20 protein-coding genes and 4 tRNA genes are annotated in these 13,661 nt (G+C 61.0%); 11 read left to right on the top strand and 13 right to left on the bottom strand.

What is annotated here, in order from left to right; genetic code table 11:
* Positions 1-23: 23 nt before the first annotated feature.
* The 10 genes from rplA to AM571_RS07925 all read right to left on the bottom strand — a co-directional run bounded on the left by rplA (position 24) and on the right by AM571_RS07925 (position 5,813).
* A complete protein-coding gene (gene rplA / locus AM571_RS07970) occupies positions 24-716 on the bottom strand; it encodes a 50S ribosomal protein L1 (protein WP_022719202.1) in 693 nt (230 codons plus the stop codon).
* 4 nt (positions 717-720) lie between these two features.
* Positions 721-1,152 (bottom strand): 50S ribosomal protein L11, encoded by a 432-nt coding sequence (rplK, locus tag AM571_RS07965; RefSeq protein WP_022719203.1) that lies wholly within the window; start codon positions 1,150-1,152, stop codon positions 721-723.
* A gap of 177 nt (positions 1,153-1,329) precedes the next feature.
* A complete protein-coding gene (gene nusG / locus AM571_RS07960; RefSeq protein WP_074060948.1) occupies positions 1,330-1,860 on the bottom strand; it encodes a transcription termination/antitermination protein NusG in 531 nt (176 codons plus the stop codon).
* Between the two features lie 17 nt (positions 1,861-1,877).
* On the bottom strand, positions 1,878-2,078 hold the full coding sequence (secE, locus tag AM571_RS07955) for a preprotein translocase subunit SecE (protein ID WP_039844632.1): 201 nt from the start codon (positions 2,076-2,078) through the stop codon (positions 1,878-1,880).
* Positions 2,079-2,264: 186 nt separating this feature from the next.
* A tRNA-Trp gene (locus tag AM571_RS07950) sits at positions 2,265-2,340 on the bottom strand.
* A 143-nt stretch (positions 2,341-2,483) separates the two neighbouring features.
* Positions 2,484-3,377 carry an NAD-dependent epimerase/dehydratase family protein gene (locus AM571_RS07945; protein ID WP_074060947.1) on the bottom strand — a complete coding sequence of 298 codons (894 nt, stop codon included), beginning with the start codon at positions 3,375-3,377 and terminating at the stop codon, positions 2,484-2,486.
* Positions 3,378-3,706: 329 nt separating this feature from the next.
* Positions 3,707-4,882, bottom strand: a complete 1,176-nt coding sequence (gene tuf / locus AM571_RS07940; RefSeq protein WP_039844630.1) for an elongation factor Tu — start codon at positions 4,880-4,882, stop codon at positions 3,707-3,709.
* A gap of 324 nt (positions 4,883-5,206) precedes the next feature.
* Entirely contained in the window at positions 5,207-5,509 is a 303-nt protein-coding gene (locus AM571_RS07935) for a hypothetical protein (RefSeq protein WP_074060946.1), read from the bottom strand.
* A 120-nt stretch (positions 5,510-5,629) separates the two neighbouring features.
* Positions 5,630-5,703 (bottom strand) — tRNA-Gly (locus AM571_RS07930).
* A gap of 25 nt (positions 5,704-5,728) precedes the next feature.
* Positions 5,729-5,813 (bottom strand) — tRNA-Tyr (locus tag AM571_RS07925).
* Positions 5,814-6,014: 201 nt separating this feature from the next.
* Between AM571_RS07925 and rlmB the strand changes: the two genes are divergently transcribed.
* Both rlmB and AM571_RS36910 read left to right on the top strand, forming a co-directional pair.
* Positions 6,015-6,905: a 23S rRNA (guanosine(2251)-2'-O)-methyltransferase RlmB gene (gene rlmB / locus AM571_RS07920; RefSeq protein WP_074060945.1), complete on the top strand. Its 891-nt coding sequence runs from the start codon at positions 6,015-6,017 to the stop codon at positions 6,903-6,905.
* 98 nt (positions 6,906-7,003) lie between these two features.
* Positions 7,004-7,162, top strand: a complete 159-nt coding sequence (locus AM571_RS36910; protein ID WP_165918554.1) for a hypothetical protein — start codon at positions 7,004-7,006, stop codon at positions 7,160-7,162.
* Between the two features lie 136 nt (positions 7,163-7,298).
* On the opposite strand, the gene AM571_RS07915 is transcribed toward AM571_RS36910, so the two are convergent.
* Complete coding sequence (locus AM571_RS07915) at positions 7,299-7,616, bottom strand: hypothetical protein (RefSeq protein ID WP_074060944.1); 318 nt, start codon at positions 7,614-7,616, stop codon at positions 7,299-7,301.
* Positions 7,617-7,798: 182 nt separating this feature from the next.
* Between AM571_RS07915 and AM571_RS07910 the strand changes: the two genes are divergently transcribed.
* Positions 7,799-7,874: transfer RNA gene (locus AM571_RS07910), tRNA-Thr, on the top strand.
* Between the two features lie 81 nt (positions 7,875-7,955).
* Here the strand turns inward: AM571_RS07910 and AM571_RS36905 are convergent.
* On the bottom strand, positions 7,956-8,129 hold the full coding sequence (locus tag AM571_RS36905) for a hypothetical protein (protein WP_165918553.1): 174 nt from the start codon (positions 8,127-8,129) through the stop codon (positions 7,956-7,958).
* A gap of 190 nt (positions 8,130-8,319) precedes the next feature.
* Between AM571_RS36905 and AM571_RS07905 the strand changes: the two genes are divergently transcribed.
* From AM571_RS07905 to AM571_RS07885, 7 genes are all read left to right on the top strand, one after another.
* Complete coding sequence (locus AM571_RS07905) at positions 8,320-8,580, top strand: hypothetical protein (protein WP_074060943.1); 261 nt, start codon at positions 8,320-8,322, stop codon at positions 8,578-8,580.
* A gap of 86 nt (positions 8,581-8,666) precedes the next feature.
* Entirely contained in the window at positions 8,667-8,891 is a 225-nt protein-coding gene (locus tag AM571_RS07900) for a hypothetical protein (protein WP_074060942.1), read from the top strand.
* A gap of 102 nt (positions 8,892-8,993) precedes the next feature.
* Entirely contained in the window at positions 8,994-9,167 is a 174-nt protein-coding gene (locus tag AM571_RS36125) for a hypothetical protein (protein ID WP_155774420.1), read from the top strand.
* Positions 9,164-9,301, top strand: a complete 138-nt coding sequence (locus AM571_RS36120; protein WP_155774419.1) for a hypothetical protein — start codon at positions 9,164-9,166, stop codon at positions 9,299-9,301. The genes AM571_RS36125 and AM571_RS36120 overlap by 4 nt, the downstream gene beginning before the upstream one ends.
* Positions 9,302-9,326: 25 nt before the next feature.
* Positions 9,327-9,662, top strand: a complete 336-nt coding sequence (locus AM571_RS07895; RefSeq protein ID WP_074060941.1) for a hypothetical protein — start codon at positions 9,327-9,329, stop codon at positions 9,660-9,662.
* Positions 9,663-9,780: 118 nt separating this feature from the next.
* On the top strand, positions 9,781-10,554 hold the full coding sequence (locus tag AM571_RS07890) for an NAD kinase (protein WP_074060940.1): 774 nt from the start codon (positions 9,781-9,783) through the stop codon (positions 10,552-10,554).
* 4 nt (positions 10,555-10,558) lie between these two features.
* A complete protein-coding gene (locus AM571_RS07885; RefSeq protein WP_074060939.1) occupies positions 10,559-11,059 on the top strand; it encodes a hypothetical protein in 501 nt (166 codons plus the stop codon).
* Here AM571_RS07885 and AM571_RS07880 read toward each other — a convergent pair.
* Positions 11,034-11,963: a LysR family transcriptional regulator gene (locus AM571_RS07880; protein WP_074063128.1), complete on the bottom strand. Its 930-nt coding sequence runs from the start codon at positions 11,961-11,963 to the stop codon at positions 11,034-11,036. The two genes, AM571_RS07885 and AM571_RS07880, sit on opposite strands and share 26 nt — an antisense overlap.
* Positions 11,964-12,200: 237 nt before the next feature.
* On the opposite strand from AM571_RS07880, the gene AM571_RS07875 reads away from it, so the two are divergent.
* Positions 12,201-13,622: an MFS transporter gene (locus AM571_RS07875; protein WP_074060938.1), complete on the top strand. Its 1,422-nt coding sequence runs from the start codon at positions 12,201-12,203 to the stop codon at positions 13,620-13,622.
* The last annotated feature ends 39 nt before the right edge of the window (positions 13,623-13,661 follow it).

Below are 13,661 nucleotides of genomic sequence, written 5' to 3'. Positions count from 1 at the left end.
CGGGCAAAGCCCGATGAAATTCGTTAAGCGGCCGTGACCGACGACGGATCGATCTTGACGCCCGGGCCCATGGTCGAAGAGATCGCTACGCGCTTGACGTAGTTGCCCTTTGCGCCAGCCGGCTTCGCCTTGATGACGGCATCAGCGAAGGCACGGATGTTTTCTTCCAGCGCCTTTGCGTCGAAGGATGCCTTGCCGATGCCGGCGTGAACGATGCCAGCCTTCTCGACCCGGAACTCTACGGCGCCGCCCTTGGAGGCCTTGATCGCCCCGGCAACGTCCATGGTGACCGTTCCGACCTTCGGGTTCGGCATCATGCCGCGCGGGCCGAGTACCTTACCGAGACGGCCGACGAGCGGCATCATGTCCGGGGTCGCGATGACACGATCGAAATCGATCTTGCCGCCCTGGACGATTTCGACCAGCTCTTCTGCGCCGACGATGTCAGCACCGGCCGCCTTGGCTTCGTCAGCCTTGGCGCCGCGAGCGAAAACGGCGACGCGAACGTCACGGCCCGTACCGTTCGGCAGGTTGACCACGCCGCGAACCATCTGGTCTGCGTGACGCGGATCGACGCCGAGGTTCATGGCGACTTCGATGGTTTCATCGAACTTGGCGACAGCCCGGTCCTTGACCATGCCGATCGCAAGGTTCAGTGCATAGAGCTTCGTGGGATCAACACCTTCGTTGATCTTCTTGGTGCGCTTGCCAGCCATGGTCTTAACCTACCACTTCCAGGCCCATGGCGCGGGCAGAGCCCTCGATCATCGCCATTGCACCTTCGATATCTGCTGCGTTCAGGTCCTTCATCTTCGCTTCGGCAATCGCCTTGACCTGAGCCTTGGTCAGCTTGCCTGCGACGGAGCCCTTGCCGGGCGTCTTCGAACCGGACTGGATCTTCGCTTCCTTCTTGAGGAAGTAGCTGACGGGCGGCTGCTTCATCACGAAGGTAAAGGACTTGTCCTGGTAGTAGGTGATGACAACCGGGATCGGCATACCCTTTTCCATTTCCTGCGTGGCGGCATTGAACGCCTTGCAGAATTCCATGATATTGATGCCACGCTGACCAAGCGCCGGGCCGATCGGCGGGGACGGGTTTGCCGATCCTGCCTTGACCTGAAGCTTGAGCTGGCCTGCAACTTTCTTAGCCATAACTCTCTGCCTTTCATTGATGACCGGTTGCCCGGCCAGTGATGCCGGATTTCTCCGGCGGCTGCGGTTGCGTGGTGCGGATTTTAAGGCCCGGCTAAGACCCCTCACCTTCCACGCGGTTGGCGGCTACCGCCGCGCGGGAACCGGTCAGTAACCGACCGGCTTCCATCTCGAGAATCAGACCTTTTCGACCTGACCGTATTCCAGCTCGACCGGCGTGGCCCGACCGAAGATCGACACCTCCACCTTCAGGCGCGAACGCTCTTCGTCCACATCCTGAACCGTGCCGTTGAACGATGCGAACGGGCCATCCGAAACGCGGACCTGCTCGCCGATTTCGAAGGTCACCGAAGCCTTCGGCCGCTCGACACCTTCCTGGACCTGGCCGAGTATGCGCTCGGCTTCGGAATCGGGAATCGGAACGGGCTTGTTGTCGGAGCCGAGGAAGCCTGTGACCTTCGGCGTGTTCTTGATCAGGTGGTAGGCCTCGTCCGTCAGGTTCGCTCGAACCATGACATAGCCCGGAAAGAACTTGCGCTCGCTGTCGACCTTGCGGCCGCGGCGCACTTCAACCACCTTCTCGGTCGGCACGAGGATCTTTTCGAAGAGATGCTCGAGCCCCTTCTGCCTGGCCTTCTCCTCGATGGATTCAGCCACCTTCTTCTCAAAATTCGAATACGCGTGGACGATATACCAACGTGCCGCCATCTTATATCTCCACCCGATCAGTTGCCGGTGTTGAGCACGTAGCTCAAAGCCCAGCCAATCAGCTGGTCAGCAGCAAAGAAAAACAGCGCGGCAAAGACGACCATCACCAGAACCATGATCGTCGAGATCATGGTCTCGCGGCGAGACGGCCAGGTAACCTTGGACGTTTCGGTGCGAACCTGCTGCAGGAACGCAAACGGATTGGATTTGGATGCCATCGACTGCCCACGCAATTACGGCGCGTAAAGCTGAACATATCAGCCCCACGCACCGCGTGTCTGTTGAACCCTACATAAACACCGATTCCCAAATGCACAAGAGGAAAACCGACGTCTAGCGAAATTAGCCATAGTGCCCTCCCCGACGGACCGCTGCGAGAACGTCCGCGCTTCCTTCGAAGAAGATGGCAGGGGCAGAGGGGCTCGAACCCCCGACCTGCGGTTTTGGAGACCGCCGCTCTACCAGCTGAGCTATACCCCTTTACGCTTTACATTCAGCCCTTTGACCATGGAGGTCGAAGCGCTTCCTGAAAGCATGGCGCTCCCTTTAAGACGGTGGCACGGGATATGCAAGTGCGATTTTCGATTTTTCCCAATCCGCCGTCACCCCGGCATGGGCAGCGGTCAGAGCTTCACATACTTGCGCCAGTCGTGCTCTTCCTTGAAGCCAAGGACTTCGCGGATCTTGCGGTTGGAAAGCAGGCCCTCATGCTCGCCGATCTCGCGGGTGAAGGGCACGTTCGGAAAGAAGCGCTTGGCGAGTTCCTTCGATGGAATATTGGCGGTTACGGTGTCGTTCACTGCATTGAAGACCTGGAAACCCAATCCGCTCTTTTCGATACACAGGTGGACGACCTGCCCGAGATCGCGCGCGTCGATATAGTTCCACGCGTTGCGCCGACGCGTCTCCGGATTGGCGATGAAGCCGGGAAACCTGTCGTATTCATGCGGCTCGATGACATTTCCGATGCGCAGGGCATAGATATCGGCACCGGACCGCTCGGCGAAAGCGCGCGCCGTCTTTTCGTTCAGCACCTTCGACAGGCCATAGCTGTCCATTGGATCGACGTCGTAGTCTTCCTCCAGCGGAAACTGATGGAAATCCTTCTTCCCCTCCGCAAAGCAGACGCCATAGGTGGTCTCGCTGGAGGCAAGGATGATCTTCCTGACGCCGAGCTTCACCGACGCCTCGAGGACATTGTAGGTGCCCATCGTGTTGATCCGGAACGTCTCGTTGTCGGTCTTGATCAGAATGCGCGGTATCGCAGCGAAATGCACGACAGCGTCGAAGCCCTGGACGCCGCTTCCCGTCTCCAGGTCGGGAAGATCGCGGTGCATGGACAGCGCGTTGAAGACCTCGCCGCTGTCGGTGATGTCGGCAACCAGGTTGGTGACGCCGGGGCTGTCGAGCGGCACCAGATCGACGTTGTGAACCTCATAGCCGGCATTCACCAGCCACGGCACGACATGACGTCCGGCCTTACCCGAACCGCCCGTAAAAAGTATGCGCTTCTTCATGAAATCTCCTCCGCATCATGAAATAGAAGGAATAGATAAAGGCTCCGCAACAGGGGGCAAGGTTAAGGCGTGGTGATCGAGAACCAACGATCAAATTTCGCCTGAGCTGCCTCAACGTCCATGATTCATGCCACTTCTCCTGCCCGCGCGCACGAATCTTGACGTCGTCGGCCACCTGCATACATGCACAATTCCAGCGGGCTCTTGAAGAACTTGCCGAGCCGAACAGGGGTATCGGCGCTGTTCTACGTCCGAACGTCAACAGCAATTCAACGCAAAAGCCCCGCCGTTTCCAGCGGGGCTTCCTCAATTCAGGCCGATCCCGGAATTTACTCTACGATCGATGCAACGATACCGGCGCCGACGGTGCGGCCGCCTTCGCGGATGGCGAAGCGCAGCTTTTCTTCCATGGCGATCGGCACGATCAGCTCGACGTCAACCGTGACGTTGTCACCCGGCATCACCATTTCCGTGCCTTCCGGCAGCGTCACGATGCCCGTCACGTCCGTCGTGCGGAAGTAGAACTGCGGACGGTAGTTGGTGAAGAACGGCGTATGACGGCCGCCTTCTTCCTTCGTCAGGATGTAGGCTTCAGCCTTGAACTTCTTGTGCGGCTTCACCGAACCCGGCTTGCACAGGATCTGGCCACGCTCGACGCCGTCGCGGTTCACGCCGCGGATCAGTGCGCCGATGTTGTCGCCGGCCTGGCCCTGGTCGAGCAGCTTGCGGAACATTTCAACGCCGGTCACCGTCGTCTTCGAGGTCGGGCGGATGCCGACGATCTCGACTTCTTCGCCAACCTTGACGATACCGCGCTCGACGCGGCCGGTCACGACCGTACCGCGGCCCGAGATCGAGAACACGTCTTCGATCGGCATCAGGAACGGCTGGTCGATCGGACGCTCAGGCGTCGGGATGTAGGCGTCCACCTGAGCCATCAGCTCGCGGATCGCGTCTTCGCCAATCTTCTTGTCGGAATCTTCAAGAGCAGCCAGCGCCGAACCCTTGACGACCGGAATGTCGTCGCCCGGGAAGTCGTAGGACGACAGCAGTTCGCGCACTTCCAGCTCGACGAGTTCGAGAAGCTCGGCGTCGTCAACCTGGTCGACCTTGTTCAGGAACACCACGATTGCCGGAACGCCCACCTGGCGGGCGAGCAGGATGTGTTCGCGGGTCTGCGGCATCGGGCCGTCGGCAGCCGAGCAGACCAGGATCGCGCCGTCCATCTGTGCGGCACCGGTGATCATGTTCTTGACGTAGTCGGCGTGGCCGGGGCAGTCAACGTGCGCGTAGTGACGGTTGGCCGTCTCGTACTCGACGTGCGCCGTCGAAATCGTGATGCCGCGGGCCTTTTCTTCCGGCGCAGCGTCGATCTGGTCATACGCCTTGAACTCGCCGAAATACTTCGTGATCGCCGCCGTCAGAGACGTCTTGCCGTGGTCAACGTGGCCGATCGTGCCGATGTTAACGTGCGGCTTGTTGCGCTCAAACTTACTCTTTGCCATTTGAATGCTTCCTGTGAACGAAATGGGTGACCCCGGCGAGCCGGTTTAGTGCCGCCGTTTAAGGCTTTCGGCGGGATTGCGCAAGACCTAATTGCGAACGCCATTCTTGGCTTGCAAGCGCATATGGGAGACAATTCGCGCCGAGCAAGACGATTCGCCAGGAACCCGGCGAAAATCGTTGAAACCAAGGGAAAATCGCGGCCGGGCAGCGGTATCCATGCGTGATCCCGCAGGCACGTCGTTCAAGCTGACGCGATCCCAAAACTCCCAAACGAGCAAAAGCGCTTCAAGCTTTGGCGGCTGGTCGCACGGCCTGGCGTGAGCCTAATTCGGGATCTTGTTATAAAACGACTCTGGATCATAGACACAGGCATAGTCGAGGACACAGAGGTTACCACCGGCATCCCGCAAACTGGTCGTCGAACGCTTGTCGCCCAGCCTGCAGCGCGCCGGCGGATAGCGGAAACTGCGACCGCCGATACCTATTCGGACAAATACCGTTTTGTTTTGCCGGATAAACTGGGCGAGCTCGCCACAGCTGTGATCGCGGGCCCTGATTTCCACGGCCTCGGCGGCAAGGGCTGCCGAGGGAAGCAAAAATGCAGCGGCCAAGATCAAGTTTCGCATGATGCCTCTCATGGAGCCCAGTTAAGCAGCAGTATCCGGGTCGTTCAAACGGAAATTTTGCCCCTGAAGGCACGCCAAAAACCGCGCGGAACGCGCGCCTTGGCGAAGAACCGAAAGGCTTGGAGCGGGTAGCGGGAATCGAACCCGCGTATTCAGCTTGGAAGGCTGCTGCTCTACCATTGAGCTATACCCGCGGGGTGGTCCGATCCAAGTGACGAATGGTGGAGAGAGTTGGATTTGAACCAACGTAGGCTGAGCCAACGGATTTACAGTCCGTCCCCTTTAACCACTCGGGCATCTCTCCAGTTCTTCGTCTGGATCGTAACCAAGCTCGAAGACCCAGGAGCATTGCCGCCCCTCGATCTGCGCCGCGTATATGACCGGAGCATTTGCCCATGTCAACATGAGGACAATAGAAAAAACACGAAAAATTTCGTCGGCCGTTGAAAGCCGCCGCCGGCAAAGAAACCCTATGCGCCGGCAAGCACCGCCGTTATAAAGCTGCATGAGCAAAGACAACAAATCCGGCGGCAAGCCCGCAACCGACAAGTCCCCCAAGGATACGCACTACGCCACTTTGCGGCGTGCCCACCGCGATGCCAAGCGCGAGCGCGGCGAAATTCCGACGCCGCATCCGCAAAAGCGTAAACGCGGCGGCCAGGATTGGAAGGCGCCCGCACTCGCCGCCGACCAGGTCTATCTCTACGGCCTGCATACAGTGCGCGCCGCAATCGAAAATCCCGAGCGGAAAAACGTCAAGCTGACGGTGACGCAGAACGCGCTCGCCCGCCTCGAAATCGATGCCGGTCACCTTGCCATTCCGATCGAGATCGTCTCGCCGCAGGATATCGACAAGGTGCTCGGCCCCGATGCGATCCATCAGGGCGTGATGCTGGAGACCCGCCCGCTGCCCGTCCGTCGACTTCAGGCGCTGAAGGACAGCCCCCTGCTTTTGGTGCTCGACCAGGTCACCGATCCGCACAATGTCGGCGCTATCATGCGCTCGGCCGTCGCCTTCAATGCAGGCGCCGTTATCACCACGCAAAGACACAGCCCGACCGAATCGGGCGTGCTTGCGAAATCGGCTTCCGGCGCGCTCGAACTCATTCCCTATATACAGATCACCAATCTTGCAGACGCGCTCGGTGAATTGCACCGGCTCGGCTTCTTCTCGATCGGCCTGGATTCTGAAGGACCGGAGCCGATCGAGGGCACGTTCTCGGGCGAGAAGGTTGCGCTCGTCCTCGGTTCCGAAGGCAAGGGCCTCAGGCAGAAGACGCGCGAGACCGTCAGCGCGCTTGCGCGGCTCGACATGCCGGGGGAGATCAAATCACTGAACGTCTCGAACGCGGCTGCGATCGCGATGTATGCCGCCCGCCTTCATCTGAAGAAATGAGCCGGCGTCTCAAAATGAACGAATCGCGGGCCTAAGGCTCGCCGGAGCGCAGCTTCAAGGAGCGCGCGCAACAGCAAGAGAGAAGGAAAATACCCGGCATGGCAATCCGGCCCCTCCTGTTCGGCATCCTGTTCATCGCAGTCTTCGTCGCCATCATTCTCAGTATCATATGGGTCGATCCCATCCAGCCGACGCGCCAGCCGGATCCTCTGGCGCCTGTGACGCCCGCACCCACACCGACACCACCGGCGCAATAGCCGCCGGTTGGCACCGGCGGCTATTGCGTTTGCTGATCGTCGACCGCCTCCGCCAGCCCGATCCTCGCTATCCCGATGCTGCCGCCCTTTTTGAGGGCGACCCACACGAAGGTTGCATCAACAAGCCCTCCGGCGATCACAGATCGATGCTGAAATACAAGTGTTGCGGCCGGTGGTGATGCCCCCAGTATTGGCGTTCCCTCCACCTGCGTTCGGCACGCCAGGGCCGATAGTGGCGCTCATAGGCATACGGATGATGGCGCCCGTAACGGCGCTCATGTCGCCACGAATGGCGCCAATGGCGGCGATGATCACGGTAGTGCACCTTCACGACGTCGCTCTTGTCGACGGAAGCAACAGGTGCATATGCGGGAGTGGCAACCACGGGTTCAACGGCAACGGCGAGCGATCCGAGCGACAGAAGGGCTGCAATGGCGAAACGGGCAATTCTCATGGCTCATCTCCTTGATGAAGGTGAGCCAAATCTGCGCTTCCTGCCCTGAACTCCTCCTGAATCGCTACTTCAGCTTTTGTTCATGAAATGGAGACGGATCGGGTCTATAATCGATCACGAAATCGCGCCCAGGCCGGATTTTTTCTTTACAGAGCCGAAGAATCTGCTAGTTGGCACGCATTGCCCTTGTAGCTCAGTTGGTAGAGCACCTGATTTGTAATCAGGGGGTCGCGGGTTCGAACCCTGCCGGGGGCACCAATTGCTTCACCATACGCGCCCCATCCCCGTCCCCACGTCCCGGTTGCAATCGTCTGCCGAAGCCTGGTGCCTTGCACTGCGTCAGTTGCTGCCGTCGTTCGAGCGTGACTTTCGCGCCTCGCTATTGGTCGAGGATGCCGTTTTTCCGTCGGCCTGCTGGCCGAAATAGGTGCCGCCGAGATGGCCGCCGGCGCTGGTGTTTTCGACCTGGCGTTCGGCCCGCTTCACTAGCTTTTTGACGTCTGTCTTGCTCATCTTGCCGCTCCATTGGCTGGTGGTGACCTGGACACAACGACACGCGGCCAAGAGAGTTCCGTCTTCCCGGGGACCCGGCGCAACGGACCGCGGCGTTGCTTTGATTGGCTGTTTCCTTGACAAATCGACCCGGCGCACGTGAAAGTACCTCGCTCGTCGACGCTACGACAATTATGGATTGCGATATCGAATGCCTAAAAAGCCGAAACTCGAATACTCCGAATTTGCCGGTGAATTCACCGAGGACGGCGTTACCGTGCTCGTCGATATCTTCCGGACAGCCGGCTCCAACGAGGACTGGTCGATGGAAGTCGTGACGCAGGAGGAAGACCTCATCCGCTGGGACGAACCGTTTGCGACCGACCGCGAGGCGTTTGACGAGTTCCTGGCAACAATCGCCCGTGATGGCATTCGCTCGTTTCTGGACGATACCGAGCAATCCGTGCACTGACCGGCCTGAATTCGCTATCCACCGATTGACCGGGCGTCTTCGCGCTCTTGCCAAACTTATGATATGGTCGTCACGGGAGTGAGGTGATGCGACGGTATAATCTCCGGCATGAAGCCGATGATCGCTGGCTTGTTGTTGATGGAATGACAATGCAGCCAGCCGCCTTGGACGGTATCCCGATCTGCGGCATGCAGTGGGCGGAGGCCTGCGACATGGTCGATCTTATGAATACCCTCGACAGCATCGAACGCGCAGCCGATCGCTACGCGGCTTCCGCCGGAGCCCCTGACGGACGCCTTTCAGCCTCCTGAAATCCGCAGCCGCAGCTGGCAGGGGCCCCTCCAGGTCTTGTTGCTGCCGCAAGGGAACAAATCCGCCGTCCACCGGTTCGAATCGTCAAGGAGGATCGAAGCATGGTTGCGGATTATCTTTGGCTCTTCGCTATCGCCGGCGGCACCTTCCTTCTCGGTTGCGCGATCGCTTACGGAATGCTCACAAACCGCAAGCTCTCGCGCAGCGAGCAGGACGCGCAGGACCGCCAGGTGAGGAAACTCTACGACAAGCCGCCGCATGAGGCATCTCGATGAGTCGGCGGTATGCTTGGGCGGTCGCCATCGCGCTGGCGATTGCCGCCGTTCTTGCCGCCGAGAGCGCCGGCTATTTCGAGACGGCCCAGACGCCCGGCCGGCCCTCCCCCCATGCAATCAACCAGTCACAGTAGCAGCCAGTCACAGCAGGAGATCGACATGCAAGGTCAGGACAACAGGTTTGATTCCGGCACGGATGATGCACGCTGCTCGGACACTGCGGCCGCTGCCGAGCGTCGGGAGGAGGCCAAGTTGCAGGCCGCGCGCGGGCTTGCCTGCGGGATGGGCCATCACGAGGGTTCGCTGGATATCGAGCCGCAGCAGGTCAACCGAGCGCGCGAGCGCCCCATTGGAGAAATCGGGCCAGACGAAAGCGAACAACGGGCCGCCCTGAAGGAGCAGGCCGGCGTGAACGGCGATCTCTACATCGTCGAACCGGACCTGGAAGAGCGGGATCAGCGCGAAGCAGCGCCGGGGGCGCGAGAGCAGAAATAGCGACAGCCGTCGCCTCTTCGCCAGGCCCCGCGGAGGCGGCAGAGTTGCTTGCGTGCAAAAAACCTTGTCGCATAAGCCCTTTATCCTTTAGCTAGGCGAAAATCATAAAGGGCATCACATGGGCCGTTCGTTTCAGACGCTTTGTTTCCTCGCTTCCTCGGCAACCGAGGCGCTTGCTGCGCGCGAAGAGTTGATTCGGCTCTACGGGGAGGTTCCCGCCGAACAAGCCGATGTCATCGTGGCGCTCGGAGGCGACGGATTCATGCTGCAGACGCTGCACAGCACGATGAATTCCGGCAAGCTCGTCTATGGCATGAACCGCGGTTCCGTCGGTTTCCTGATGAACGACTTTCGCACCGAGAAACTGCAGGATCGCATCTGCGCGGCCGTCGAGAATGCCTTCCATCCCCTGCAGATGACGACGGCCAACGCCGACGGCACCAATTCCACGGCACTCGCGATCAACGAAGTCTCGCTCTTCCGTCAGTCCTACCAGGCCGCCAAGCTGCGCGTCGAGGTCGACGGGCATGTGCGTCTTGCGGAACTGATCTGCGACGGCCTCATGGTGGCAACCCCGGCGGGCTCCACCGCATACAATCTTTCCGCCCACGGCCCGATCCTGCCGCTGGAAGCACCGCTGCTTGCCATGACGCCGGTCAGCGCCTTCCGCCCCCGGCGCTGGCGCGGCGCGCTGCTGCCGAACAAGGTGACGGTCGACATCCATATTCTCGAGGCCGAAAAGCGGCCTGTGAATGCAGTTGCCGACAATGCCGAGGTCAAGTCCGTGCTGCATATCCGCATCGCCCAGTCGGAGCACATGACGGCGCGCATCCTTTCCGATCCGGACCGCTCATGGTCGGATCGCATTCTTGCCGAACAGTTCGAGGATTGAGGCCATGCAGCTTCGGCTCGCTTTTCTTGCCGCAGCGCTCGTCACCGGCCACCCAGGCCTTGCGAGGCCGGCCGACACGATCCTTCCGCCCGCCGTGATCTTTGCAACCAGCACCGGCTATTGGGAGGAAAGCCGCGCCGATATCGCGATCGAGCGTGCGCCGGGCGCAGCAAGCGATCCGGAAAAAGCGAAGCCTCAACCGCGCCGCGGCTATTACAAGCTCTTTTCCGTCCGCCAGCCGGACAAGACGTCGAAAATCTACCTGCAGCAAATCGCGCAGGCAGACGGCGGCCCGGAAATCGTCTCCAGCGTCGAGCTGCAAGAATTCACGCAGCTCAAACCCTATGTCACCGATATCCGGCCGGAAAGTTCCACGGGCATGAGCAAGCAGCCGGGCCTCTTCGCCACGGTCTATCTGAAGACCGATCCGAATGCCGAATCCGAGGGCTGGACCGTGCTGATCGACGAGTTCGGCGAGATCACCGTCGAGAAGGCGACGAACTGACTGCTTGAACCGGCCTGCCCGTACAAACCGTTCGAACGCACTCGCGCAGCCAGCGATGCGCCGGATCGAGGTCCGTCCGGGGGTGCCACAACAGCGAGATCGTAATGTCCGGCGGCGAAACCGGCAGAGGGAAAGAGAACAGCCCGTCACGCAGGTTTCCCGTGTAGCGTTCGGGGACGCTGGCGATCAGATCCGAGGCACGCGCCAGGGCCAGAGCTTCCGAAAAGCCGCCGACGACCGTTACGATCTCCCGTTTCAGACCCAATGGCTCAAGCGCATCATCGATCGGGCCCCTGTCGAGCCCGCGCCGCGAAACGAGAATATGCCGCCCGGCAGCGTAACGGGCAGGCGTGACCGCGACTTCGCACAACGGATGCCCCATGCGGACAACGCCGACGAAGCGGTCTCGAAACAGCGCTTGCGCGCGCACCTCCGGCCCCATGGCTTGTCCCACGACGCCCGTTTCCAGGTCAACGCTGCCATCGCGCAGCGCCGCGCTGTCCCGGTCCGGCTTTGGTACGAAACGCAACTGCACGCCTTTTGCCTGTTGGCCGACGCGCGCAATGAGATCGGGCCCGAAATTCTCGACAAAGCCATCCTGGTTTCTGAGGGTGAATGTCCGCACAAGCCGTGTCAGGTCGAGTGTCTCTGCGGGGCGAAGGACGTCTTCGGCGTCCTGCACGAGCTGGCAGACGCGCTCGCGAAGCTCGAGCGCCCGCGGCGTCGCAACAAGGCCGCGCCCGGCCCGGACCAGCAGCGGATCGCCGGTCGCCTTGCGCACTCTCGCCAGCGCTCGGCTCATCGCGGACGGGCTTAGCCGCAGCCTTTTGGCGGCGCGGGCGACGCTGCCTTCCGCCAGAAGCACATCAAGGGTGATAAGCAGATTGAGATCGGGATGCGACATATGGGCGACCATAGCACGGCCGGCGCAATTTGACATGGCGTCAAACGCACGAATGGAATGCATATGATGCGCCTACCGCCCCATCATGCCGCGGGCTACCTCTACCCAAACCACAGATTTGGAGTAGCTCTTCATGATATCGGTCCGATTTGCCCCTGCCGCTTTCCCTATCGCCATCGTGATCGCTCCGTTCGCGCGCTGGATCGTCAACAGCGCAGCGGCCTGAGGGAAGCGGCGATGACCTCCTGCACAAATGACGCCACCGAGGATGGGGCAATCCCGGCAAGTTCGGTTCGATGGGCGCTTGCCGCCCTTTGCCTATCCATGCTGCTATCTTCGCTCGGCACGAGCGTTGCCAATGTCGCCTTGCCGACATTGGCCAAGGTGTTCGCCGCACCATTCCAACAGGTGCAGTGGGTTGTGCTCTCCTACCTCCTGGCGATCACGATCCTGATCGTCGGCGTTGGACGGCTGGGCGACATTGCCGGGCGCCGGCGGGTTCTCTTGGCAGGGCTGCTCGTGTTTGCCGCCGCCTCGGCGCTCTGCGGGCTTGCGCCCTCGCTCTGGTGGCTGATTGCTGCCCGGGCCGCGCAGGGCCTCGGCGCAGCCATCCTGATGGCGCTGACCATGACCTTCGTCTTCGAGACGGTCCAAAGGGAAAGAACGGGCCGCGCCATCGGCCTCCTCGGAGCGATGTCGGCAATCGGAACCGCGCTCGGTCCGTCCCTTGGCGGCATTGTCATTGCCTGGTTCGGCTGGCGGGCGATCTTTCTCGCCAACATCCCGCTTGGTCTGCTGGCCTACTTTCTTGCCCACCGGTTCCTGCCCGTCGACGGCGATTCGCCGAAAACCGATCGCCCTGGATTCGACGCTCTGGGCACGCTGCTGCTTGCCGGCACGCTCGCTGCCTATGCGCTCGCCACGACGGCAGGGCGCGGCGATTTCGGCACGCTGAATGCGACGCTCCTGATGGCTGCACTTACGGGCATCGTCCTCTTCTTTCTCACTGAGGCGAAGGCGGCATCGCCTTTGATCCGCTTGACAGCATTCCGCGATTCAAAGTTCAGCGCCAGCCTCGCCATGAATGCCCTCGTCTCGACGACAATGATGGCGACCTTGGTGGTGAGCCCGTTCTATCTCTCCCGCGTGCTCGGGCTCGACGCGGCGCTTGTTGGCATGGTCATGTCGATTGGCCCGCTTGTCTCGGCGCTGTCCGGCGCCCCGGCTGGCCGTGTTGTCGACCGTTTGGGCGCGCCGGTCGTGGTCATCGCCGGACTGATCGAGATGACCGTCGGTGCAGTTGCCCTATCCGTGCTTCCGGCAATGTTCGGCATTGCGGGCTACATTGCCGCCATTGCCGTCCTGACCCCGGGTTATCAGCTGTTCCAGGCAGCCAACAACACCGCCGTCATGATGGACATCCCCGCCGATCGGCGGGGCGTCGTTTCCGGCCTTCTCAGCCTGTCGCGCAATCTCGGGCTCATCACCGGCGCTTCCGTCATGGGCGCCGTCTTCGCCTTTGGCGCGATGACGGCCGATATCACGACGGCACCTCCCGAAGCCGTTGCCACAGGCATGCAGTTCACCTTCGCCGTCGCGGCGGCTCTAAGCGCCACCGCGATCGCCATCGCCGCCCTTGCCACGCGTCCGTCGAGCTAAGAGGCCCGAACCCGTACCGCCGCCTTTCGACCCCTGTCC

Source organism: Rhizobium etli 8C-3, assembly GCF_001908375.1.
GTDB classification, from domain to species: Bacteria; Pseudomonadota; Alphaproteobacteria; order Rhizobiales; family Rhizobiaceae; genus Rhizobium; species Rhizobium etli_B.
The sequence above is the reverse complement of the archived record's forward strand: the minus strand, read 5'-3'. Positions and strand labels throughout refer to the sequence as shown.